Source organism: Glycomyces salinus, assembly GCF_016428645.1.
Classification (GTDB): Bacteria; Actinomycetota; Actinomycetes; order Mycobacteriales; family Micromonosporaceae; genus Glycomyces; species Glycomyces salinus.
This window is the reverse complement of the sequence record NZ_JAELXW010000113.1, coordinates 12,719-34,969: the sequence shown is the minus strand read 5'-3', so window position 1 is coordinate 34,969 and position 22,251 is coordinate 12,719. Positions and strand designations below refer to the sequence as shown.

The 22,251-nt window shown below is 70.3% G+C and carries 21 protein-coding genes and 3 pseudogenes; 9 read left to right on the top strand and 15 right to left on the bottom strand.

The features are described 5' to 3' along the window. On the bottom strand, positions 1-238 hold a 238-nt coding region (locus tag JFB92_RS21740), incomplete at its 3' end, for a DDE-type integrase/transposase/recombinase (protein ID WP_199043542.1). 27 nt (positions 239-265) lie between these two features. Here JFB92_RS21740 and JFB92_RS21735 point away from each other — a divergent pair. The 3 genes from JFB92_RS21735 (at position 266) to JFB92_RS21725 (ending at position 1,832) form a co-directional block, all read left to right on the top strand. Beyond that, positions 266-583, top strand: coding sequence for a transposase (locus tag JFB92_RS21735; RefSeq protein ID WP_199043541.1), 318 nt, complete (start codon positions 266-268; stop codon positions 581-583). Beyond that, positions 580-1,479 carry an IS3 family transposase gene (locus tag JFB92_RS21730; RefSeq protein WP_199043540.1) on the top strand — a complete coding sequence of 300 codons (900 nt, stop codon included), beginning with the start codon at positions 580-582 and terminating at the stop codon, positions 1,477-1,479. The genes JFB92_RS21735 and JFB92_RS21730 overlap by 4 nt, the downstream gene beginning before the upstream one ends. Before the next feature lie 188 nt (positions 1,480-1,667). After that, complete coding sequence (locus JFB92_RS21725) at positions 1,668-1,832, top strand: hypothetical protein (protein ID WP_199043539.1); 165 nt, start codon at positions 1,668-1,670, stop codon at positions 1,830-1,832. A gap of 690 nt (positions 1,833-2,522) precedes the next feature. On the opposite strand, the pseudogene JFB92_RS21720 reads toward JFB92_RS21725, so the two are convergent. Both JFB92_RS21720 and JFB92_RS21715 read right to left on the bottom strand, forming a co-directional pair. Beyond that, positions 2,523-3,011: pseudogene (locus JFB92_RS21720) on the bottom strand (MMPL family transporter); the annotation flags it as partial. Between the two features lie 80 nt (positions 3,012-3,091). Next, complete coding sequence (locus JFB92_RS21715) at positions 3,092-3,448, bottom strand: DUF4267 domain-containing protein (protein ID WP_199043537.1); 357 nt, start codon at positions 3,446-3,448, stop codon at positions 3,092-3,094. A gap of 144 nt (positions 3,449-3,592) precedes the next feature. Here JFB92_RS21715 and JFB92_RS21710 point away from each other — a divergent pair, with 144 nt between their 5' ends. From JFB92_RS21710 to JFB92_RS21690, 5 genes are read left to right on the top strand one after another with little or no spacing between them, the layout of a single operon-like run. After that, on the top strand, positions 3,593-4,858 hold the full coding sequence (locus JFB92_RS21710) for an NAD(P)/FAD-dependent oxidoreductase (RefSeq protein ID WP_199043535.1): 1,266 nt from the start codon (positions 3,593-3,595) through the stop codon (positions 4,856-4,858). Positions 4,859-4,868: 10 nt separating this feature from the next. Beyond that, a complete protein-coding gene (locus JFB92_RS21705; RefSeq protein WP_233163643.1) occupies positions 4,869-5,591 on the top strand; it encodes a DUF1365 domain-containing protein in 723 nt (240 codons plus the stop codon). After that, complete coding sequence (locus JFB92_RS25825; protein ID WP_199043531.1) at positions 5,575-6,822, top strand: SAM-dependent methyltransferase; 1,248 nt, start codon at positions 5,575-5,577, stop codon at positions 6,820-6,822. Before JFB92_RS21705 ends, JFB92_RS25825 begins: the two co-directional genes overlap by 17 nt. Continuing rightward, positions 6,819-8,093: a class I SAM-dependent methyltransferase gene (locus JFB92_RS21695; protein ID WP_199043529.1), complete on the top strand. Its 1,275-nt coding sequence runs from the start codon at positions 6,819-6,821 to the stop codon at positions 8,091-8,093. Before JFB92_RS25825 ends, JFB92_RS21695 begins: the two co-directional genes overlap by 4 nt. Further along, positions 8,090-8,899, top strand: a complete 810-nt coding sequence (locus tag JFB92_RS21690; protein ID WP_199043527.1) for a DUF1295 domain-containing protein — start codon at positions 8,090-8,092, stop codon at positions 8,897-8,899. Before JFB92_RS21695 ends, JFB92_RS21690 begins: the two co-directional genes overlap by 4 nt. Here JFB92_RS21690 and JFB92_RS21685 read toward each other — a convergent pair. From JFB92_RS21685 to JFB92_RS21650, 10 genes and pseudogenes are all read right to left on the bottom strand, one after another. Next, positions 8,830-10,071 carry a cryptochrome/photolyase family protein gene (locus tag JFB92_RS21685; protein ID WP_199043525.1) on the bottom strand — a complete coding sequence of 414 codons (1,242 nt, stop codon included), beginning with the start codon at positions 10,069-10,071 and terminating at the stop codon, positions 8,830-8,832. The two genes, JFB92_RS21690 and JFB92_RS21685, sit on opposite strands and share 70 nt — an antisense overlap. A gap of 88 nt (positions 10,072-10,159) precedes the next feature. After that, positions 10,160-10,804 (bottom strand): fasciclin domain-containing protein, encoded by a 645-nt coding sequence (locus JFB92_RS21680; protein WP_199043523.1) that lies wholly within the window; start codon positions 10,802-10,804, stop codon positions 10,160-10,162. 80 nt (positions 10,805-10,884) lie between these two features. After that, the gene (locus JFB92_RS21675; protein ID WP_199043521.1) at positions 10,885-12,381 is read right to left on the bottom strand and encodes a molybdopterin-dependent oxidoreductase; all 1,497 of its coding nucleotides are present in this window, start codon (positions 12,379-12,381) and stop codon (positions 10,885-10,887) included. A 151-nt stretch (positions 12,382-12,532) separates the two neighbouring features. Beyond that, the gene (locus JFB92_RS21670; protein ID WP_199043513.1) at positions 12,533-13,273 is read right to left on the bottom strand and encodes an anti-sigma factor; all 741 of its coding nucleotides are present in this window, start codon (positions 13,271-13,273) and stop codon (positions 12,533-12,535) included. After that, on the bottom strand, positions 13,270-13,884 hold the full coding sequence (gene sigK, locus JFB92_RS21665) for an ECF RNA polymerase sigma factor SigK (RefSeq protein WP_199043512.1): 615 nt from the start codon (positions 13,882-13,884) through the stop codon (positions 13,270-13,272). Before sigK ends, JFB92_RS21670 begins: the two co-directional genes overlap by 4 nt. Positions 13,885-14,569: 685 nt before the next feature. Then, complete coding sequence (locus JFB92_RS21660) at positions 14,570-14,869, bottom strand: hypothetical protein (RefSeq protein WP_199043504.1); 300 nt, start codon at positions 14,867-14,869, stop codon at positions 14,570-14,572. Between the two features lie 935 nt (positions 14,870-15,804). Continuing rightward, positions 15,805-17,574 (bottom strand): ABC transporter ATP-binding protein, encoded by a 1,770-nt coding sequence (locus JFB92_RS21655; protein ID WP_199043502.1) that lies wholly within the window; start codon positions 17,572-17,574, stop codon positions 15,805-15,807. 13 nt (positions 17,575-17,587) lie between these two features. Next, a pseudogene (locus JFB92_RS27060) lies at positions 17,588-17,710 on the bottom strand (LuxR C-terminal-related transcriptional regulator); the annotation flags it as partial. 119 nt (positions 17,711-17,829) lie between these two features. Continuing rightward, positions 17,830-18,026: pseudogene (locus JFB92_RS27055) on the bottom strand (ATP-binding protein); the annotation flags it as partial. A gap of 74 nt (positions 18,027-18,100) precedes the next feature. Continuing rightward, entirely contained in the window at positions 18,101-18,757 is a 657-nt protein-coding gene (locus JFB92_RS21650) for a TetR/AcrR family transcriptional regulator (protein ID WP_199043500.1), read from the bottom strand. 124 nt (positions 18,758-18,881) lie between these two features. Here JFB92_RS21650 and JFB92_RS21645 point away from each other — a divergent pair, with 124 nt between their 5' ends. Further along, positions 18,882-20,444 (top strand): MFS transporter, encoded by a 1,563-nt coding sequence (locus JFB92_RS21645; RefSeq protein ID WP_199043499.1) that lies wholly within the window; start codon positions 18,882-18,884, stop codon positions 20,442-20,444. Positions 20,445-20,471: 27 nt separating this feature from the next. On the opposite strand, the gene JFB92_RS21640 is transcribed toward JFB92_RS21645, so the two are convergent. Beyond that, positions 20,472-21,464, bottom strand: a complete 993-nt coding sequence (locus JFB92_RS21640) for an NAD(P)-dependent alcohol dehydrogenase (RefSeq protein ID WP_199043498.1) — start codon at positions 21,462-21,464, stop codon at positions 20,472-20,474. A 98-nt stretch (positions 21,465-21,562) separates the two neighbouring features. Beyond that, positions 21,563-22,240 carry a TetR/AcrR family transcriptional regulator C-terminal domain-containing protein gene (locus JFB92_RS21635; RefSeq protein WP_199043497.1) on the bottom strand — a complete coding sequence of 226 codons (678 nt, stop codon included), beginning with the start codon at positions 22,238-22,240 and terminating at the stop codon, positions 21,563-21,565. Positions 22,241-22,251: the final 11 nt, after the last annotated feature.

Here is a 22,251-nt window from a genome sequence, read left to right as displayed (position 1 = left end):
GATGGACCAGGTCCTCACCGGCGGTGCCGTATGGAGCGGCGGCCCGGTCGCGTTGCCACAGGGCGTGGTCGACCGCGTCGAGCACCAGCTTGGTGTGCTTGGTCGTCGCAGCGGCCCACCCGTAGATCGCGCGGGAGTACACATCGACGACGAAGGCGACATAGGCCCGCTTGCCCTGCCAGAGAGCGACCTCGGTGAAGTCGGCTGAAGGACTCCCGTTTCCGTAGACACTCTCCATACGAGACTGGAGAGGAATACCGCCATCATGGCGAACCGCACCTACACCGCCGAGTTCCGCGCTCGGGCTGTCGAGCTGAGCTGTCTGCCGGACAAGACGGTCAAGGGCACTGCCCGTGACCTCGGCATCAACCCCAAGACCCTGCACTTCTGGCGACACCAGGCCCGCAAGAATGGCAGCATGCCCGAAACCCCCACCGCGGCCGCCGCACCCGAGTTGCCGCCCGAAGTGGCCGCTGAGCTGCGTGAGCTGCGCAAGAAGGTCCGAGAGCAGGCCGAGGAGATCGAGATCCTCTCAAAATCAACGGCCTGGTTCGCCGCCCGAAGCCAGAACGCTTCACGTTGATCGCCTCCATCGACGAGGCGAACCAGGCCCGACCCGCCACCGAGCGGGTCTCGATCCGGCGCGCCTGCGCGCTGCTGGAAGTCAGCGCCAGCGGCTACTACGCCTGGCGCGACCGTGGCCCCGCCGACCGGGAGGTCGCCGACGCCGAGCTGGCCGGCATCGTCAAGGACGTACACGAGGACAAGAAGCGCCGGTACGGGATCCGCCGGATCCGGGCCGAGCTGGCCCGGCGGGGACGACACCACGGCGAGGCGCGCCTGCGCCGCCTGGTCCGATCCCAGGGCCTGGCGTGCGTGCATCCGGCCTCGGGACCGAAGACCACGGTCCCCGACGGCCGCAGCGCCGACCTGATCGACTTCATCGGCCGCGTCTTCGCGCCCGCACGGCCCGGCGAGGTGCTGTATACGGACATCACCTACATTGCGACCGCCGAGCAGGGCTGGACGTATCTGGTCCTGTTCACCGATGCGTGCTCACGACGGATCGTCTCCTGGGAGGTCGACACCGTCATGGACACCCCGTTCGTACTGCGCGCCTTGGACAAGGCCCTGGCCGACCTGGCTCCCGAACCTGGACAGCTGATCGTCCATAGTGACCGAGGCGGCCAGTACACCTCGAACGCCTTCCGCGACCGCTGCTTCGACGCCGGGGTGATCCCCTCGGTTGGGCGCACCGGCTCGTGCTTCGACAACGCCCAAGCCGAGTCCACGAACGCGACGATCAAGAAGGAACTCATCAACCTGCGAACATGGAAGAAGCTCGATGAAGTCCGGCTCGCGTTGTTCGAATACATTCAGGCCGACTACAACCGCGACCGCATCCAGCAAGCACTCGGATTCCTCACACCCGAGGAGTTCGAACAACTGCACCCCGTAGAGTTCACACCCGCCGCATAACCCACATCGGAGAGTGTCTACTTTTTCGAACGTCCTCCACCTAGCCGCCCAGGGGACGTGATGGTCAGACGCAGATGAACTCGCACGGCGGTTCCGCCGAAATCCAACAGAACTCCCCACGCATGAAAAATATTCTTGACTTATCCTGACTTCGACCGCTTACACGAAGTGAGGCGTATACTACTAGTATGTGGACAGTTCTCTGGATCCTGATCGTCGCCTGGGTGGTGCTTTCGATCATCGGCATCGCCATCGAGGGGCTGCTCTGGCTGGCCGTCATCGGCATCGTGCTCTTCATCGGCACCATCGTCTTCGGTCTCATCAGAAGGCGGGCGGGCCGAAGCTCGGCCTGACCCGCCGAATCCGACCACGGCTGCTCGACCGATTCGGCGAGCCGGGCTCAAATGGCGACGCCGAACCGGTACTCAGCTAAACCAGCCCCCGACGAAACCCGCCCACACGACGCGGACGGCACCGCGTCCGACTGAACCGAACCGGCCCCTCCGCCCAGATCGCCGCAACCAGTCACCCCGAAGCAACAGCGCTACAGCCCCTTTGAGTCAGGCCCTGCCCCTAGCGGCAGTCGACAAACGCTGCGGAGTCTCACTCCGTACTGCTTCGCAAGCAGTCGTTTGGGCACGCCAGCTCGGGCCGACCCGAGCAGCTGCTCGTATACTTCGGGCGAGAACCGGTCGCGGATCACTCGGGGCTGACCGTTGCGGCACCCGAGCGCGAGTTGGGACAATTGAGGTGCATGGTTCATGCCAGTTTCGGGCGTCGATCGCCGTCACCAGCCGCCGCAGGCTTGCCAATAGGTCTTTGACCTGGTGTTTTGAGTTGCAATAAGCGACTGAAAGGTCCGCATAATCGGACATATAGGGAGTTACATCCTATATCATATGACCTGATCTTGGTTATGCCTTGTTATGACCAGAACCCCCTCTGAATCGGACGTTGGCGCGTGAGCGGTTATCCGTCGAGGACCGCCTGCGTTGTTCCCACGGTGATGGCGGGCGAGATCTCCTCCGTCCGCGCACAGAATCTCAATGCTGTGGTCGTCGCGCGAGGCGGGACGGCCACCAGGTGGTCCGGCCGATGCCGAGTGTCAGTGCGGGGACCAGAAGTGAGCGCACCAGGATCGTGTCGAGCATGACGCCGAAGGCGACCACGAAGGCGATCTGCGCGAGGATCAGCAGCGGCAGGACGGCCAGGGCCGAGAAGGTCGCGGCGACCGCGTCGAGCCCGGCGGCGTCGGCGACGACGATCGCGGGTGCCCCCGAGCCGCCAGGGAAGTGCTCCGCGAGCACGTCCTGGGCCTCGACGGAGTCGACGTCGGTGAACACGTCGGTCTGTGCGGTGCCGTCGGCACGCAGTTGGGGCATGAACGCGGCGGCGGCGACAACGAGGCCCGCGGCCGTGGTGGTCCAGACCAGGCGAGGCCGGGCGGCGACGGCACCCGCCACGCGGGCCCAGAGCCGGGAGGGCCGGGCGTCGGCGGTGGGGCGGCGGGGCCAGAACGCGGCGCGGCCGAAGAGCGACGCACAGTCGCGCGGTTCCTGCGCCGTTCCACCGACGCCATGCGGTCGGTGCTCGAGGAGGGGTAGCCGGTCCGCTAGAGCAGCCATAGTCCCAGGGCGGTCATCGCCGCCGCCGCGGCGGTGTGGGGCCCGTACGAGCCCGGCGACCTGACTCGGGCGCGGGCGAGCACGAGGACGTCGCCGACCGGAATGAGCACGGCGGCGAGGACCACCGAGCCGAGCGCGGTCGACCCGCCGACCGCGGAGACGGCCAGGATCATCGCGCCCGCCGCCGCGTCGCGCCACCCTGCCGCCGCCGCCCACGACTGCGCGAGCGGGCCTTCGGCCGCTATCCCGTAGCCGCGGGCCGCGGCCCGCGGTCGCACGACGGCCACGATGCCGAGCAGCATGAACGCCGCTCCCAGTCCCGCCGCCAGCCATACCTGCACCATCGTTCCTCCCGCCGACCGGTCTTCGAAGAGGATTCGGAGCCTCCCTTTCGGCGGATCGGTCACGATGCGAATTCACGCGCCCGCGACCCCATCCGCACGCCGTTCGGCCGCGAATAACCCTCGAACACACCTCGGAGGGGAAGCATGAGCGCAACGGGACGCCGCATCGCCGTCATCGGTTCCGGCGTGGCCGGCCTGACGGCGGCCCATCTGCTCCAGCGAAGCGCGGCGGTGACGCTGTTCGAGTCCGACGACCGCATCGGCGGACACGCGCACACCCATGACGTGCGCGACGGGACCCGTTCGCTGGCCGTCGACACCGGATTCATCGTGCACAACCGGCGGACCTATCCGCTGCTGTGCCGCCTGTTCGACGAGCTCGGAGTCCAGACGCGGCCGACGGAGATGTCCATGTCGGTGCGCTGCCTCGGGTGCGGCCTGGAGTACTGCGGCGCGCGCGGCGCGCGGGGCCTGTTCGCGCGGCCCGCGAACGCGGTCGACCCCCGGTTCTGGTCGCTCCTGGCGCAGGTCCCGCGTTTCCACGCCCGCGCCCGGCGGCTGCTGGCCGATCCCGGAGCCGGGGAGCCGACACTCGGGCAGTTCCTCGCTCGCGGCCGGTTCGGCCACCACTTCACCGCCCACTTCGTGGTCCCGCTGGTGTCGGCGGTCTGGTCGTGCGGGCCGCACCGGGTCCATGAGTACCCGGCCCGGTACCTGTTCGCGTTCTTGGAGAACCACGGCCTGCTGTCGGTGACCGGATCGCCGGCGTGGCGCACGGTCGTTGGAGGCTCGCGCACCTACGTGGAGCGGATCGCGAAACGTCTCACGGCCGTCCGGACCGAGACCCCGGTCGCAGCGGTGACCAGGCACGCCGACGGCGCCGAAGTCGCCCTCGCCTCCGGCGCGTCCGAGGACTTCGACGCCGTGGTCGTAGCCACCCACCCCGACCAGGCGCTGCGACTCCTCGCCGACCCCACCCGCGAGGAGGCCGCCGTGTTGGGCGCGTTCGAGTACTCGCGCAACCGCGCCGTCCTGCACTCCGACCCCGCGCCGCTCCCGACCCGTCGGGGCGCCCGCGGGTCCTGGAACTACCTGCTGCCCGGCTGCCGGCCCGGCGCCGGGGCCGTCGAGGTCAGCTACGACATGCGGCGGCTCCAGCGGCTGGACGCCGGGCGCGAGCTGGTGGTGACCCTCGGCGGCGCCGACCGGATCGACTCGGGCCGCGTCATCGCGTCCATGGTCTACGAGCACCCGGTCCACACGCGCCGGTCCCTCGACGCGCAGCGGCGGCTCCCGGCGTTGAACACCTCTGTCACCGCCTTCGCCGGCGCCTGGCACGGGTGGGGCTTCCACGAGGACGGCTGCCGGTCCGGGGCCGCGGCCGCCGCATCGCTGGGCGAGTCGTGGTGAGGGGGCCGCGATGAGTTGGACCCGGGGCGCTGCCATGTACGAGGCGACCGTGGCACACACGCGGCTTCGCCCGACCGTGTACCGGCTGCGCCACCGCACCTGCTACTGGCTGGTCGACGTCGACGACCCGCCGCGCCCGCCCGCGTGGCTGCGCCCCCTCGCGGGCTTCCGCGACATGACGGGACTGCGTGCGTCGGTCGCGCGCTTCACCCGTGAGCACGGGGTCGACATCGACGGCTGCCGCGTCACGATGCTCGCGCACGCCCGCGTCCTCGGCTACGCGTTCAACCCGCTGACGGTGTACTGGTGCCGCGCCGGCGACCGGCTCCGCTGCATCGTCGCCGAGGTCCGCAACACGTACGGCGGCAGCCACCGCTACCTGCTCGAACCCGACGCGCGCGGTGCCGACCGCGTCGGCAAGGAGTTCTACGTCTCGCCGTTCATGCCCGTCGCGGGCGAATACCGGATGCGCCTGCCCGAACCCGACGACCGGCTCTCTCTGACGGTGCGACTCGACGTCGACGGCGAGGCGATGCTCGTCGCCACTGTCGAGGGGCGCCGCCGCGAAGCGGGCACGGCCGCCGTGTTGGCCGCCGCGATCCGCTACCCGCTGAGCACCCTCGCCGTCTCGGCGGCGATCCGGTTCCACGGCATCCGCCTGTGGCTCCGGGGCCTGCCGATCACTCCGAGAGACCGAACGAACCGAAAGGGCCACCGTGACCGCACCGGCTGAACCACGCACCGACTCCATCGACACCGGCCGCTGGCCCGATGTCGCCCGCGTCCCGCGCGCGCCCGGCCGTGCCGCTGTCGCCGGGGCGCTGTTGCGCCGTCTCGCGCGCCGCCTGCCGATCCGCGTCGCGACCCTCGAGGGCGTCTCGGGCCCGGTGGGCGCGCCGACGCTGCGCCTGCACCGGCCCCGACACTTCCTCCACCGCGTCGGCACGAGCGGACTCATCGGCTTCGGCGAGTCCTACCAGGCCGGCGACTGGGACAGCGACGACCTGCCCGGCCTGCTGACCGTGCTCGCCGCCGACCTCGACACGCTCGTCCCCCGCCCTTTCCAGGCACTGCGGCGGCCCTTCACTGGGGCGCTACCCGAACGGCACGACAACAGCCCGCGCAACGCCCGGCGCAACATCAGCGACCACTACGACCTGTCGAACGGGATGTTCGCGCTGTTCTTGGATGAGACCATGACCTACTCGTCGGCGCTGTTCGACGGGGACGAACCGAGCTGGGGGCGGCTCGCCGAGGCCCAGCGCCGCAAGATCGACCGCCTCCTGGACGGCGCCGGCGTCGGCCCGGATGCGCGGGTCCTCGAGATCGGCTCCGGCTGGGGCGAAGCCGCCGTGCGCGCGGCCGAACGCGGCGCGCACGTCCGCACGATCACCCTCTCGAGACGCCAGCTCGAACGGGTCCGGCGCCTGGCCGCCGACCGCGGCGTCGCCGACCGAATCGACGCCGAACTGCGCGACTACCGCGAAATCGAGCCTGGACCGCGCTACGACGCGGTCGTCAGCGTCGAGATGATCGAGGCGGTCGGCGAGCGGTATTGGCCCGCCTACTTCCGGGTGCTGCGCCGCTCGCTCGCCCCCGGCGGGAAGATCGGGCTCCAGGCGATCACGATGCGGCACGACCGGATGGTCGCCTCCCGGCGCGGCCGCACCTGGATCAACAAGTACATCTTCCCCGGCGGGATCATCCCGTCCCCCGAGTCGATCCAACGCTGCTCGCACGAGGCCGGGCTCGCCATCACCGCCCACCGATGCTTCGGCGCCGACTACGCCGCGACCCTGCATCTGTGGCGGGACCGGTTCGACTCCCACGCCGACCGCCTCGCCGAGCTCGGCTTCGACGAGGTGTTCCGCCGCACCTGGCACTTCTACCTCGCCTACTCCCAGGCTGGCTTCGAGAGCGGCCGTCTCGACGTTCGACAATGCATTATGGAGGTCCGGCGATGAACCTCGCTACGACGCTCACCGACTTGGCCGCCAAGGCCACCGGCATGACCCCGCCGTTCCGGCTGCGCGCCTGGGACGGGTCCGAGGCCGGCCCCGACGACGGCGGCCCGGTCCTGTGGGTCCGCGATCCCGACGCCCTGCGCCGCCTGGTGTGGCGGCCCGGCGAACTCGGTCTCGCCCAGGCGTACGTCCTCGGCGAGATCGACGTCGAAGGGGACCTCGCCGACGGCCTGCGCCGGCTCCACCGCGCCGCCGGCTCGGTCCGGGCCTCGACGGGTCTGCGCGCCGGTACCGCCGCCATACCGTTCGCGCTGCGCCACCGCCTTCTCGGCCCCCGCCCGGCCCAGGCCGGACCCGAGGCCGCCGTCTCCGGGAGGCTCCACAGCCGCGACCGCGACCGCCAGGTCATCAGCCACCACTACGACCTCTCGAACGACTTCTACGAGCTCATCCTCGACCCGAACCTCGTCTACTCGTGCGGGTACTGGACCTCGACCGACCCCGGATACACCGTCGCCGAGGCCCAACTCGACAAGCTCGACGTGATCTGCCGCAAGCTCGGGCTCGGCGACGGGTCCCGCCTGCTCGACGTCGGCTGCGGCTGGGGCGCGCTCGCAATGCACGCCGCCGAGCACTTCGGAACCCGGGTCACCGCCGTGACGCTCTCGCAGCGGCAGCACCGGTTCGCAACCGAGCGCGCGAAGACCAGGGGCCTGTCCGACCGGGTCGAGTTCCGGCTCGCCGACTACCGCGAGATCGACGGCGAGCGGTTCGACGCAGTCAGCGCCGTCGAGATGGGCGAGCACGTCGGCCGACACGGCTACCCGGGCTTCGTGAAACGCCTGCGGAGCATGCTCGGGCCCGGTGGGCGGCTGCTGATACAGCAGATGTCCCGGCGCGGCCGGTTCCCCGGCGGCGGGCCGTTCATCGAGACGTACATCGCGCCCGACATGCATATGCGTCCAGTAGGGCAGACCGTCGACCTCATCGAGGGCGGCGGGTTCGAAGTGCGCGACGTCGAGGCGATGCGCGAGCACTACGGCCGCACCATCCGCGCCTGGCACGCGACGTTCGAGGACCGCTGGGAGCGGGTGGTGGACCTGGTGGGAGAGACGACCGCGCGAGTGTGGCGGCTCTACCTGGTGGGCGCGGCGCTGGCGTTCGAGGACGGTCGCATGGGCGTGGACCAGATCCTCGCGGTGGTGCCCGACGGCTACGGCGATGCGGCGATGCCCGCGACCCGGCGCGGGCTGCTCGGCGAGGGGGCGTGACCGTGGACTGGGGAGCATTGGGGATCAACCTGGCCGTGTCCGCCGCGGCGGCCGCGGCAGTCCTGGGCGCGACCGCCGCGATCGGGTTCGCGAAGCGGCGGCACCGGGTCGTGGACGGGGCCTGGGGGCTCGGATTCGCGGCGGTGGCGGCGGTGACGTTCGCGGCTTCGGCCGGCGACGGCGACCCGGTGCGCCGCTGGATCGTGCTGGCCTTGACCGCGGCGTGGGGGGCGCGGCTGTCGGTGCACCTCATCGTCCGCAACTGGGGCGAGCCGGAGGACCGGCGCTATGAGCGGATGCTCGAGGGCGCGGGCCCGGCCGTGGTCCTGGCGAAGGTGTATCTGCTGCAGGGGCTGCTGGTCTGGTTCGTGTCGCTGCCGGTGCAGGTCGCCCAGTACGACCCGGACCCGGTCGGAGCCCTGGCCTTCCTCGGTGCGGCCGTGTGGGCGGTCGGGATGGCATTCGAGACCGTCGGTGACGCCCAGTTGGCGGCGTTCCGGCGGGATCGGGTCAACGAGGGGAGGGTCCTCGACTCGGGGCTGTGGCGCTACACGCGGCACCCGAACTACTTCGGTGACGCGTGCGTGTGGTGGGGCTTGTACCTCCTCGCGTGCGGGACGTGGCCGGGAGTTGCGATGGTCCTATCGCCGCTGGTCATGACGTGGTTCCTCGCGTCGAAGACCGGGAAACCGCTCCTGGAGGAGCACCTGTCGCGGACCCGGCCGGCGTATGCCGGCTACGTGAGGCGCACGAGCGGTTTCATCCCGCTGCCGCCGAAGTCCTCCCCGAGCCAGCGCTCCCGGTAGGCCCCGTGGGGGTCGAACCGGCGGGCCTGGCGTTCGGCGTTGAAACCCCGGTTCGGCCGGGTGTCGTTGCCGGTCCCGGCGGTCCACTGCCAGTTACCGCCGTTGTCGGCGACGTCGAGGTCGACCAGGTGATCCTCGAAGTGGGCGGCGCCTTCGCGCCAGTCGAGCCCGAGGGTCTTGGTGAGGTACCCGGCGGCGATGAGCCGGGCCCGGTTGTGCATCCAGCCTTCGGCCAGGAGCTGGCGCATGGCGGCGTCGACGATGGGCACGCCGGTCTCGCCGCGCCGCCACGCGTCGACCGCGTCAGGGTCGTCGGCCCAGTCCTCATCGTCGCCCCGGCGATAGGCGCGGCGGTCGAGGTCGGGGAAGTCGGCGAGGACCTGGTGGTGGAAGTCGCGCCAGCACAACTGCCGGACCATCGCGTCGGGGACGCGCGGGTCGGCGGCCAGCGCTCGCGCCGAGAGGCAACCGAACGCCAGGTGGGGGCTGAGCCGGGAGGTGGCGTCGGCGGCCAGGTCGTCGTGGACGGCGGCGTAGTCGACACCCCGGACGGCCCAGCCGTCGAGGTGTCCGAGGGCGGCCGTCTCGCCGCCGGGCGGGACCCGGGCCGCCTCGCCTCCCGTGGCGATGACGGCGGCCGGGTCGTCGCCGTGGACGCCCTCGGGCAGCGCGATCCGGCCCGGTTCGGCGGCGATGTCACGCAGCCGCGAGTTCGACCAGGCCCGCCAGTACGGGGTGAAGACCCGGTAGTGGTCACCGCCGCCGGCGGGTCGCAGGCGGCCGGGCGGGACGACGGTGACGCCCGGCAGGAGTCGCAGGGCGATCCGTTCGCGTTCGCACGCCTCGCGGAGGCTGCGGCGGGTCCGGGCCGCCTCGCGTCCGTAGTCCTCAGCCGCCGCGAGGGCTCTCGCGCCGGTCGCGCGGCACACGGCCATGACCGCCTCGGCGGTGTCGCCCCGTCTGACGAGGAGGTCGGCGCCGAGGGCCCGGAGCGAAGAGCGAAGGTCGGTCAAAGCGTCGAGCAGGAACCGCCGCCGGTTCGCGTTGCGGGTCTCGGCGGGGTCGTCGACGTAGAGGGGAACGACCCTCTCGCCTGCGTCGCACGCGGCGGCGAGCGCGGGGTTGTCGTGGATCCGCAGGTCGCGCGTGAAGAGCATGACGGCGGTGCGCATCGCGAGGTCTCCTAGCGTTCGTTCCGGCAGGGCGCAGGGCCGCCCGTCCCCTGTGCGGGAACGTGCGGCCCTGCTCTCAGTCCTCGACTCAGGGCATGAGGACGGTGTCGATGATGTACACGGTGGCGTTGGCGGTCTGGACGTTGCCGCAGACCACGTTGGCCTCGCCGTTGACGGTGAAGTCCTCGCCGGAGCCGGTCACCTCGAGCGTGCCGCCCTGGAGCGTGGTGAGCGGGCTGTCGGCCGCGAGGTCCTCGGGAGCGATTCTCCCGCTGACGACGTGGTAGGTGAGGATGCTCGTCAGCGTGTCGGTGTCGGCCAGGACCGCCTCGAGGTCCTCTTCGGGGATCGCGGCGAAGGCGTCGTCGGTCGGCGCGAACACGGTGATGTCCTCGGAGGAGTTGAGGGTGTCGACCAGGTCGGCCTCGCCGACGGCGGTCACGAGCGTGCTCAGGACCGGGTTGTTGCTCGCCGCGGTGGCGACCGGGTCGTCGGCCATGCCGGCGAAGCTGCCTTCGCCGTCGGCCGGGACGGCCGAGCAGGCGTCGCCGAACTCGCCGGAGGCGGCCATGTCGTCCTCGGTGGTTTCCTCCTCGGTCATCATCTCCTCGGACGTGGTCTCCTCGTCTGCCATGTCGTCGTCGCCGCCCTCGTCGGAGGAGCAGGCGGACATGACGATGGCCAGGCCGGCGGCCGCGGCGAGCGCCCCGGTGCGTGTCAGGAGTCGTTTCATCGGTCTTGCCTTTCTCGATAGTTTCCCGGGCGAGCCCGGGCGGTTCCTTCGGTTCTTCGGCCGACCTCGCGGTCGGTCGGTCATTGCGCGGTCACGACCACGGAGTGCCATCCGGTGGCGCCGTCGGGGAACGGTTCGGTCCGCTCCTCGGGCTGGGTCGCACCGTCGCCGTCGGTGGCGCGGACTTCGAGCTTGTGGCGGCCCGGTGCGGGCTCCCAGGTCCAGTGCCACTGCCGCCACGTGTCGTCGCCGATCACCGGCGCGAGCTCGGCGTCGGCCCATGCGCCTCCGTCGACGCGGACTTCGACACGGTCGATGCCGCGATGCTGGGCGTAGGCGATCCCGGCGACCGCGATCGGCCCGGTGCCGATCGTGCTCAGCGGCTTCGGCGTGTCGATGCGGGAGAATGTCTTGACGGGTGCTTCGGCGGCCCAGTCGCGGCGCACCCAGTAGGCGTCGAAGTCCTCGAACGAGGACAGTTCGAGCTCGACGAGCCATTTCGTGGCCGAGACGTACCCGTACAGGCCCGGCACGAGCATCCGGACGGGGAAGCCGTGCTCGAGCGGCAGCGGCTCGCCGTTCATGCCGACCGCGAGCATCGCGTCGCGCCCGTCGGTGCAGACCTCGGTGGGCGTCCCGGCGGTCCAGCCGTCGGCGGAGCGGCCGACGACCTGGTCGGCGCCTGGCTCGGGCCCGGCTTCCTCGATGAGGTCCTTCAGGGGCACGCCGAGCCAGCGGGCATTGCCGGAGAGGTCCCCGCCGACCTGCACCGACACGCACGAGAGGGTGATCTCGCGTTCGATCAGGCCGCGGTCGATCAGGTCGCCGAAGGTGAGTTCGAGCGGGTTCGCGACGCGCCCGGTGACGCGCAGCCGGTAGTCGTCGGGCGCGAGGCGGGGCAGGACCAGAGCGGTGTCGACGCGGTAGAAGTCGTCGTTGGCGGTGATGTAGGGGGTGAGGCCGTCGATGTCGAGGCCGGTCCCTTCGGCCCCGCTCGAGACCGGGTCGGGGAGCCGGACGCCCTCCCGGGCGGCCTCGATGTCGCCGGTGCCGCCGAGCCGCCATCCGACCGCCCCGGTCAGCCCCGCTCCCGCCAGTGCCACGAGGACCCCGCGGCGGTCGACGACCCGTCCCGGCCGAGGAGCGGCGTCGGAGGGCGGGCGGCGGAAGAGCACCCACAGCACGGCCGCTCCGACCGCGGCGCCCGCAACGGAGGGGACGGCCCATGCCGGGCCGGCGGTGGGACGGGAGAGCGCGGCGGCCGCTCCCACCCCGCCGAGGACGGCCAGGGCCGTGTATCCGAATGCGATCCTCCTGCGGGAGAGGACGCCGACCAGGGCGGCGGCGACCAGCAGCGCGGTGCCGATACCCAGGAGCAGGACGAGCTTGTCGTGGACGCCGAACGTGCGGATCGCGAAGTCCTTCACCGGTTCGGGGACGGCGTCGACGACGACCGCGCCGACCGCCGCGACCGGGGCGCTGCCCGGCGCGATGGGGACGGCGGCCAACTGGGCCGCCGCCACCGCGCTCGCGGCGCAGGCGATGCCTCCGAAGGCTGCTGTCGTTCTGCTCGTCATGCCCGGTATTCGCGGCCCGACGGGCGCCGGATGGGTCGGATCGCCGATAAATTCAGGAGCAAGCAGAATTCCGCACATAAGACGAGCCGGACCGGGTGCGCACACCCGGTCCGGCTCGTCGGTTCTCTCGCGGTTCGCCCTCGCTCGGCTCCTACGCGCCCAGCTCAATGTCGGCGATCATCGGCGTGGTCGGCGCCTCGGAGCCGCCCGCGGGCTCCTCGGTGACGCCGATGACCTCGGCGTCGCCCACGCCTTCGACGAGCATCGTCGCCGAGTCGTCGCCCGGTTCCATGACCCCGGCCGAGACCTGCCCTTCGGGTTCGACCAGCCACACCTGGTAGGACCGGTCGTCCGTGACGTCGGCGAGGTCGGCGACGACGACCACGGCCTCGTCGAGCGACGGCGAGTGGACGACCGTGACGCGGCCGCCCCCTTCGGCGTCCTGCGTGGACACCCGGGCGTCGGCGGCCTCGAGGACCGCCGCGATCCGATCGGACTCGCTCGTCCCCGGGTCCTGCGCGAGGGCCCAGGTGACGACGCCGCCCGCGAAGCCGATGAGGACGGCCGCGGCGAGTGCGAACAGACGTCGCATTCGCGGGATCCGCTTCGGCGCGGCGGGGGCGGGCCCGGCGTCCGGGCCGGGCTCGGACCGGCGCTCGGGCGGGGCCTCTTGGCGGGTGCGACCGGCCTCGGTCAGGACCCGGTCGCGAAGCCGCTGCGGCGGCTCGGCCACCGTGATGTCGGACAGGCGCCAGACCGCTTCGCGCAGTTCGGCGGCCTCGCGGGTGCAGGACTCGCATTCGGTGAGGTGCTGTTCGACCTGTCGGTGCTCGTCCTCGTCGACCGCGTCGAGCACGTAGGGTCCGATCAGGCTGTGGACGTCGGCGCTCATCGTGCCACCTCCAGGCAGTCCCGCAGCTTGATGAGGCCGTCGCGGATGCGGGACTTGATCGTCGGCAGTGCCGTGTTGAGCAGGGTCGCGACCTGCCGGTAGGTGTGTCCGCCGAAGTAGGCGAGGGTGACGGCACGTCGCTGCAGCTCGGTGAGGGTCCCCAGGCACCGTCGAACCTGCCGGTGCTCGAGTCGGCTCGCGGCGGTCTCGGCGACCGAGTCGTACTCGGGTTCGGCGGCCTCGGCGGCGGCGCGCCGCTCCCGATCCGCGGAGGCCTGCGAGGAGCGGACCCGGTCGACGGCACGGCGGTGCGCGATCGTGGTGATCCAGGCACCGGCCGAGCCGCGCTCGGGGTCGAAGCGGGTGGCGGTGCGCCACACCTCGATCAGGACCTCCTGGGCTACCTCCTCGGCCTGCGCCGGGTCGCGCAGGACCCGCAGGCACAGCCCGTACACCCGCGGCGCGGTCCGATCGTAGAGTTCGGCGAAGGCCTCCTCCTCACCGAGGGCGGTACGGTGCAGCAGGGCCTCCGTGCTGTCGTCGGCGGGATCCGGGGCGACGGCGAGTCGCGGTTGGTCGCGGCGCGGCACGCCGCCTCCTGGTTCGGGCATCCTGTGCTCCCGCCCTCCGGGTTCGGTGGTCAAGCTCTGTTCTTGTACCACTTTCGGAGCCACAGCCGAGGAGGATGGCCCGCAACAGCAGAGAATTCAAAGCCGACCGCACGACGCGGCCGGCGACCTGCCCCGCCCCCGTCAGCACGCTGGTTTGGCTCGCTCGTTCGGACCAGGTACCGCTGCCTCGGCTTCGGAAGGGTAGTCACTTCAACAACGACGCACCCCCGTTCGAAGAATCGAAATCTGACGAACAGCCCCGAAAGTGTGGCAGCAGTACCATATATCACCAACTTTCGCCCATATCATGACATAACGCCCGCGACCACACCAGACACCTACCATTCATCGAAATAGCCACATGACCGTCATCAGCGACTCTCACCCCCACCCTGGCCTTCAAGTGCGATCGCGATCGGCACTGAATGCGTTCGGTGACGGACCGCCGCGCCGTGCCTTCGAACTCGGCGAGCAGGCTTTCCCGCAGTTCGACGAGGCACCGGCCGATGCCCGAGTGATCGGGCCCCGCTTCACCCTTGAGCACGGCGGGAACGCCGTTGTCCGCCAAGCCCTGGCCGGGATGGGCGGGCCGGCGATCGCAGCCCCCGCTGCCGGGATCCTCCAGTGCGGATCAGTCGTTTGATGCCGGGGATCCTGATGTCGTACTTGTCGGTCAGTGCGGCCTTCAGTCGATGGTGCGGCGGCCCAGCCCGTGGACGAGGCCGCCCAGCAGCAGGTAGGCCAACGCGGCAAGACCGTAATTGATCAGGGCCTGGACCTTGGCGTTGTCCACTATGAACAAGTCGTGGAACAGCCAGGCGAACCAGTCGGCCAGCGCCCCGACGAAGTCGACCAGTGGATTGGCCGGGTTGGCGTCCAACAGGATCAGGAGCAGGTAGACCAGGATGATCGCGGCGATGATCGTGAAGATCGCCGTGAGGATCCTGACTCCGAGCGAGTAGTAGCGGGTGCGGTGCAGGACCATGGTCGTCTCCTAAGGTCATGCGTTGGGGGATCGGCCGGGGGACCGCGTACAGCCGATCGTCCATAGTCATCACAGTTCGCGTACCCGCTCAGAACAGGATTAATCCTCGCCAGCGTCTCGGCGGTCGTCGAACCGATGCGGTCGGGCACGGTCTGTCAGTCGACCAGGAGCAGCGGCGCCAACAGGTTGCGGAATCTCGACCTGCGATCAGCGGCCGTCTACGATCCAACGGTCCCGGGATACTCCGTGATGATCGCAAGACCGTGCTCGGCCGCGTAGCGGTGGCAGGCCGCCTGCTGGGCCGCCATCGATGGAGTCCAACTCAGATTGAAGGGGCCGCTACGCCATTGACACGCCGGGATCCTTTCAGCTGGACCAGTGAGGAACGCATCGAGCGGGCCGGCACAGCGTCGTCGCCGGTTGGGACATTCCGGCAGAGCACAAGACTTTGCTCACCGAGGTCGGGATTCCGCAGAGCGACATCGTCGAACACACCGTCTATCAGCAGGAGACCGCTCCAGCACTCACCACCGCCAACGGCGACCCTCTCTATCGGCTGACGGTGGCCGACCAGGACTCCGACGGCAGGTTCGGGCTGTCGTTCGGCGTCGAACCAGGCGCCGGGACCGCGGGAATACAGATTTCGGTCTCCCGCTCTAATTCGCGGACTCATTCTCGGAGTTGGCGCAGATCAGCGGCTGCCTCTGGACGACGCCGGCTGGTGAAAGTGACTAGCGGCGCGCCGACCGGATGTCGGTGACCGCGTACACGGCCAACAGCGGCGCGATCCGGTTCTATGAGCGTCAAGGCCCCCCGCGAGGACCAGCTTGAAGCGACCCTCACCTGAATAGCGCGAGCATGGGTCGTCGGAGGTCGGTGACCGGATCGGAGACTCACGCCGTACGGGTTCGCGAGTCGGTGCGTCGAAGGGTCGGTCAGGTCGTTTCGGTTTGGGTGAGGTGCATCTGTGCATAGCGGCCGGAGGCCTTCAGCAGCTCGCCGTGCGTGCCCTGTTCGATGATTCGGCCCTGGTCGAGCACGACGATGCGGTCGGCTCGGCGGATCGTGGAGAGCCGGTGCGCGACCACCAAGGTGGTTCGCCCCCGCATGAGTCGGCCGAGCGCCTCCTTGACCAGTTCTTCGGCCTCGGGGTCGAGCGCCGAAGTCGCCTCGTCGAGCAGCAGGATGCGCGGATCGCGGACCAGCGCCCGCGCGATCGCGAGCCGCTGGCGCTGCCCGCCGGACAGTCGCGCACCGCGCTCGCCTACGACCGTGTCGAGGCCGTCGGGCAGTTCTCGAACGAACTGCCAGGCGTTGGCATCGCGTAGAGCCGGAATGATCTGCTCCTCGCCCGCGTCCCCCATGCCGTAGGCCACGTTCTCCCGGACGGTCCCCTCGAACAGGACCGATTCCTGCGGCACGACGGAGATGGACCGGCGTGCCGTTCGCAGATCGAGCCGCTGCATGTCCACGCCGTCGAGCAGGATGCGGCCCGATGTGGGCCGCGAGAACCCGAGTACGAGGTTGAGCAGCGTCGACTTCCCGGATCCGGAGGGTCCGACGAACGCGACCGTCGTCCCAGGCTCGATGTCGAGCGAGACCTCCCGCACCGCCTCGGTCTCGGATTCGTGGTAGCGATGAGAGACCCGCTCGATCGTGATGCGGCCGGCCACGGTGTCTACAGCCCGCTTGCCTTCGTTCTGCTCGATGTCCGGCTCTTCCAACACCTCCGCGATCGAACGCACCGACTCCAGTCCGCGCGCCCCGACCGGGATGAGCATCATCAGTTGCGTGAGCCCCTGCGTCAGCAGTGCGAAGTAGGTCGACAGCAGCACCACTTCACCGGGGGAGATCGGCAGCAGCCCGGTGAGCGAGAAGGTCGCCGCGAGTACGAGGCAACCCGCGCCGAGCAGTTGCATCGTGACCCACGATATCGAGGCCACATGCCCGTTGAGCATGTCCAGGTGCAGACCGGCGCGCCGGACGTTCTCCGCGCCGTTGGCCACTCGCGAGACCGCCGTCTGCTCCAGACCGTGCGCCCGTGTGACCGGAATGAGCGAGGCCATCTCGCCGACCCTCGCCGCCAGGCCCTCCATTTCCCTTCGGAACACCTCGTTGCGGGCCCGGGACCGTCTACGCAGGCCCGCGCGGAGCCCGATCGCGATCGGCACGGCGAGAGCGTATACCGGCAGGAACTGGGGCACGGCGATAGCGGTCATGGCGAGCGCGCCGATCAGCACCATGGCCGCGGACAGCAGCGGATGGGTGACCTGTTGGAGCATGAGCTCCACATTCTCGACGTCCCGGACGACCTTCGTCTGCACTATCGAGGCGCTCACCCTGGAGTGGTAGCCGATCGACAGGCTCTGCAACCGTGCGGCCAAGGCGTTGCGCAGGCCGGCTCCGGTGTCCCGCACCACGGTCATGAAATTGCGCGTGTAGATGATGTGGTTGGGATAGTTCTGCACCAGCAGCAGCACCGCCACGGCGAACCATCCGAGGACGGCCGTCACCGACCCGTCGGCGGCCACCAGGTCGATGATGGCGGCGGTCACCACCGGCAGGAACCACAGCGGCACCTCTTTGAAGGCGAACGCGGTCACCGCCAGCGACATCCGCCACGGGCGACGCATGAGCAGGCGGAGCACCGACCGGGCCGGATGGGAGCCATTGAGCAGCACCGATGGCTCTGCAAGCGCTCTCATGGACATGCGCCGATCATACGTTACGCTGCGAGCCTCGATGAGCGCCGCAGGCGGTGACGCCGAGCTTCGGGTAGGTCTTGTAGAGGTGGTGGCCGACCGTGCGCGGGCTCAGGTAGAGCCGCGCGGCGATCTCCTTCTGCGGCCGGGTCGGACAGGCTGGCGTCGTCCTCGCTTCGGGCCGATCCGAGCTCGATGATCGCCAGGGGGAGGCCGGCGGATTCCCCGAGCACGCGGGCCCGCAGGGGGGCGGCGAGTTTCGGAGTCGGATTCGATCCCGGTTCCGCGGACGACCCTGAAGCCATCGGATTCGGCCGCCGACACCGCATGGCGGAGCAGCGCCGACTTGCCGATGCCCGTCTCGCCCCGCACCACCAGGGCGCCGCTGCGCTCCTCGCGTCCGCCAGCAGGCGTTCGATCCCCGCCAGTTCGTCGCCGCTTCCCACCAGCGACATGCGGTCACCATAGCCGGTCCGGTGGGTGTCAGCCGGACTCCGGACTGGTCTTCTCGTCCGTCCGGTCGTCGCGTTCAGGGGGCGCCGTGGCGGGCTTGGTGCTCTTGTTCGAGCGCGAGACTGTGGTCGAGGAGCGCCTGGTAGTCCTGCGCGGCGCCTCGCAGGAGCGTCTCGATGGCGCTCTGGGCTTCGGCGTCGGTCAGGTGCCCGCCGAAGAGCGCCCGGTGGTGGACCAGCGCGCCGATGAGGTCGAGCAGTTGGTCGCGGTCGGCGTCGGTTCGCAGGTCGCCGCGGGCGATCGCCCGGTCGAGGGTGCGGCCGACCGCCCGGCGGGACGGTTCGACGACCGTCTCGAGGTAGCGAGCCTTCAGCTCGGCGTCGGGCTCGCATTCGAGGTAGAGGGCGTTGAGCACCTCGGGGCGGATCGTCCGGTAGGCGGCGAGGAAGACATTGAAGCTCTCGTCGAGATCGCAGAGGGTGCATCCGGTGTCGGGAGGCGACGGGACGTCCAGGCGGGTGGCGATCGCGTCGAGCACCAGCGGGGCGCGTCCCGGCCAGCGGCGGTAGATCGCCGGCCGGGAGGTGCCGGCGCGCCGGGCCACCTCTTCGAGCGTCAGCTTCGTGTAGCCGAGTTCGTCCAGCAGCTCCAAGGTGGCCGACAGCAGGGCGCGATCGATTTCGGGGTCGCGCGGTCGCCCCGCTCCGGTGGCCGAACCGCGCTCCTTGGACATGGCGCCCACTCTACCGGTGGTGTTCTCGCCGGTAATCGATCTAACGCCGGGCCGGAATGGCCGCCGGCGCGAACTTCTGTTACGTTACGAGTCGTAACGTAAAAGGACTCGAAGGAGACCTCCCATGGCCGTTCCCGAAGGCCAGTCCCCATCCGGAACCTCCGAGCGCGCATCGAGGCGCGAGTGGGGCGGCCTGGCGCTGCTGGTGCTGCCCATGCTCATGCTCGCGACCGACCTGACCGTGCTGTTCTTCGCGCTCCCCACCCTCAGCGCCGATCTGGATCCCTCGCCGACCCAGGGGCTGTGGATCGTCCACATTTATGGGTTCTTGATCGCCGGGTGCCTGGTCGCCATGGGGCGCTTGGGAGATCGCATCGGCCCGCGCAAGCTGCTGCTGACCGGTTCGGCGGCGTTCGCCGCACTGTCGGCGCTCGCCGCGTTCTCGGTCAGCGCCTCGATGCTCATCGCGGTCCGGGCCCTGCTGGGCATCGCCGGCGCGACCTTGATGCCTTCGCTGTACTCGCTGCTTCGGGTCATGTTCCGCGACGAGCGCCAGCGCCGCCTCGCGATCGCCATCATGTTCAGCGCCTTCTCGGTCGGCGGCGCGGTCGGCCCGCTCATCGGCGGTGCGCTGCTCGAGTTCTTCTGGTGGGGATCGGTCTTCCTGATCAACGTGCCGCCGATGCTCCTGCTGGTGCTCGTCGGCCCCCGGCTGCTGCCCGAACGGCGCGAGCTGGTCCGCGTCAGAATCGATCCGGCCAGCGTCGCGCTGTCGGTGACGGGAATGCTCGCGGTGGTCTACGGCCTGCAGGAACTGGCCGCCGGCCAGGAGACCGGTTCGGGTTCGGTCTGGCCGAACCTCGCGATCGCCGTCGGCGGAATGCTCGTGCTGACGGTGTTCATACGCCGGCAGCGTCGGCTGAGCGAGCCGCTGTTCGACCTGTCGCTGCTGGCCAACCGCCAGGTGGCGGTCTCGCTGGCGACGCTGCCGATCGTGGGCATCGGCGTGACCGGGCTGTTCTACCTGTTCACGCAGTATCTCCAGTGGGTCGCCGAGCTCTCCCCGCTGGCCGCCGGGCTGTGGACGCTGCCGTTCATCGCGGTCAACATCCTCGGAGCGATGAGCGCCCCGGCGCTCGCCGCGCGGTTCGGTGCGCCCGCCGTGGTCGCCGGCGGGCTCGCGGTGGCGGCCCTAGGTGCGGCCCTTGTGGCCGGAGTGGTCGACGTGGAGGTGTCGCTGCCGGTGCTGATCGGCGCGTTCGCGATCGTCGGGCTCGGGCAGGGGGCGGGGTTCTCGCTCGTCAGCGACTTGATCATCTCCGGCGCCCCGACCGAACAGGCCGGTTCGGCGGCCGCGGCGCAGGAGGTCGGGGGCGAGTTGGGCACGGCCTTGGGCGTGGCGGTCGGTGGTGCGGTCGGCGTGTTCGTCTACCGGACCTCGCTGCCGGACTCCGTGCCGCCGGATGTGCCGGAGGCGGCGGCCGAGGAGGCACGATCCAGTGTCCACGAGGGAGCAGACATCGCTGAGAGCCTTCCCGCGCACGGCCCCGAGCTGCTCGCGGCCGTCCAGGAGGCCACGGCGCAGGGATTCCAGGTGTACGCCGTCGTCGGCGCCGTGCTCACGGCGGCCGCCGCGGTCCTGGTGAAAGTCACTCTCGCCAGGCGCTCGGACAGGGCCGGGACGTGATCGACGGTCGCGGTCCCCACCGCGGGCTCAGGGCACGGTGACGGCGATGTTGCCGCGTGCGCGGTGGCTGAACATGCGCGCCACGGCCTTCGGGATCTCCTCGAACCCGTAGGTGCGGTCCAGCACGACCTTCAGCCCGCCCGATTCGAGCAGCCCGGCCAGGACGGAGAGGTCCTCCCGGTTGTGCTCGGTGGACACGAACCTCACGTCGGTCCGCCCCAGGCGGCCCATCAGGGCCGCGCGGCCCATCCGCGGCAGCCCGGCGAGCAGGCCGCCGCTGTTGCCGACGCTGTTGGGCATGAGGACGCCGCCCTCGGCCAGGGCCCGGGCGACCCGGCGCGGCGGATGGTTCATGACGTTGTCGAGTATGACGTCGTAGTGTCCGGCCTCGGAGGTGAAGTCGCCGCGGGTGTAGTCGAGGACGCGGGCCGCGCCCAGCTCGGCGACCAGGTCGACGTTAGACGGCCCGCAGACGGCGGTGACCTCGGCGCCCTCGAGCGCGGCCAGTTGCACCGCGAAGGTGCCCACACCGCCGGAGGCGCCGTTGATCAGGACCTTCTGGCCCGGCCGCGCGCGGGCGGTCTGCCGGATGGCGCACAGGGCGGTCAGGCCCGACATGACCGCGGCCCCGGCTTCGACGGTGTCGATCGCCTCCGGCAGCCTCATCACCCGGTCGGCGCGCGCGACGGTGTACTCGGCGAAGGTGCCGGTGGTGGTGATCTTGCTGGTCCAGACCGATCCGAAGACGCGGTCGCCTTCGCGCAGATCGGTCACGTCCGCTCCGATCGCCTCGACCACGCCGGCGAGGTCGGTGCCGCGGATCGCTCCCGGTGCCCGCAGGTCGGACCGGCGCCTGAGCATGCGGGGCTCGCCGGCGATCGCGATCCAGTCGGGCGTGTTGACGCCGGTGGCGGCCACTCGGACGAGGACTTCGCCCTTGCCGGGGACGGGTCGTTTGACTTCGGCCGGGCGCAGGACCTGCTCGGGCGGGCCGTATGCGGTTTGAACGATGGCCTTCATGGCTCCTCCATTCCCTTACTTCGTAAGGCCAAAGTATCCTTACCCTGTAAGGCTGTCAATGGGCGTGACGTGCCGACATCCGAAACCGCCGAATCCGATCACTCCCGGCCGCGCAACCGGTCCAGACCGTCCAGAATCAGATCCAGCGCGAACTCGAACTCCGCCTGGTCGTCGCACCAGCCCAGCCGCGTGTCGGGCTGATCGTGCACCGCTGCGGCCACCATCGCGGCCAGATTCGGAACCTGATCGGCCACCGCCTCCAGCGACCCGCCGTCATCGTCGCCGCCGGGCCGGAACATCTCCTGCGAGAAACCCAGCGCCCGACTCTCCAGGGCGTGCAGCGCCCGATGGGCCAGGCCGTAGGAGAACCCGCCGCGCACCATCAGACCCACTACGCCGTCCAGATAGCGCACGATCGAGAAACTCGCTTCGCCGCGCGACTCGATCAACCCCGGCGCCCACGGATGCCGGAGCATCACCTCCCGGGCCGTCAGCACCCGGACCCGCATCGCGGTCTTCCAGTCCCGTTCCGGCTCGGGCCCGTCGGCCTCGGCGACGGCCCGTTCGATCTCGGCCATGACGAGGTCGACCAGTCCGTCGAGGACGGCCTGCTTCCCCGCCACGTGGTGGTACAGCGACATCGCCTCCACCCCGAGCGAGGCGGCCAGGCTCCGCATGGTCAGCGAGGCGAGCCCGTCCTCGTCGGCCAGCGCGCACGCGGCCTCCAAGACCCGGCCGCGGGTCAGCCGGACCTGCGCCTCGCCCCGCCTCGCCACGGCATCAACTC

Bases quoted from the DNA above. Each gene is read 5' to 3' on its own strand.
- JFB92_RS21680 (WP_199043523.1), bottom strand. From the start codon at position 10,804: ATGAAACGACTCCTGACACGCACCGGGGCGCTCGCCGCGGCCGCCGGC.
- JFB92_RS21695 (WP_199043529.1), top strand. From the start codon at position 6,819: ATGAACCTCGCTACGACGCTCACCGACTTGGCCGCCAAGGCCACCGGC.
- JFB92_RS21705 (WP_233163643.1), top strand. From the start codon at position 4,869: ATGAGTTGGACCCGGGGCGCTGCCATGTACGAGGCGACCGTGGCACAC.
- JFB92_RS21715 (WP_199043537.1), bottom strand. From the start codon at position 3,448: ATGGTGCAGGTATGGCTGGCGGCGGGACTGGGAGCGGCGTTCATGCTG.
- JFB92_RS21670 (WP_199043513.1), bottom strand. From the start codon at position 13,273: ATGAGCGCCGACGTCCACAGCCTGATCGGACCCTACGTGCTCGACGCG.
- JFB92_RS21640 (WP_199043498.1), bottom strand. From the start codon at position 21,464: ATGAAGGCCATCGTTCAAACCGCATACGGCCCGCCCGAGCAGGTCCTG.
- JFB92_RS21645 (WP_199043499.1), top strand. From the start codon at position 18,882: ATGGCCGTTCCCGAAGGCCAGTCCCCATCCGGAACCTCCGAGCGCGCA.
- sigK (WP_199043512.1), bottom strand. From the start codon at position 13,884: ATGCCCGAACCAGGAGGCGGCGTGCCGCGCCGCGACCAACCGCGACTC.
- JFB92_RS21655 (WP_199043502.1), bottom strand. From the start codon at position 17,574: ATGAGAGCGCTTGCAGAGCCATCGGTGCTGCTCAATGGCTCCCATCCG.
- JFB92_RS21725 (WP_199043539.1), top strand. From the start codon at position 1,668: ATGTGGACAGTTCTCTGGATCCTGATCGTCGCCTGGGTGGTGCTTTCG.
- JFB92_RS21710 (WP_199043535.1), top strand. From the start codon at position 3,593: ATGAGCGCAACGGGACGCCGCATCGCCGTCATCGGTTCCGGCGTGGCC.
- JFB92_RS21660 (WP_199043504.1), bottom strand. From the start codon at position 14,869: ATGGTCCTGCACCGCACCCGCTACTACTCGCTCGGAGTCAGGATCCTC.
- JFB92_RS21675 (WP_199043521.1), bottom strand. From the start codon at position 12,381: ATGACGAGCAGAACGACAGCAGCCTTCGGAGGCATCGCCTGCGCCGCG.
- JFB92_RS21685 (WP_199043525.1), bottom strand. From the start codon at position 10,071: ATGCGCACCGCCGTCATGCTCTTCACGCGCGACCTGCGGATCCACGAC.
- JFB92_RS21735 (WP_199043541.1), top strand. From the start codon at position 266: ATGGCGAACCGCACCTACACCGCCGAGTTCCGCGCTCGGGCTGTCGAG.
- JFB92_RS21650 (WP_199043500.1), bottom strand. From the start codon at position 18,757: ATGTCCAAGGAGCGCGGTTCGGCCACCGGAGCGGGGCGACCGCGCGAC.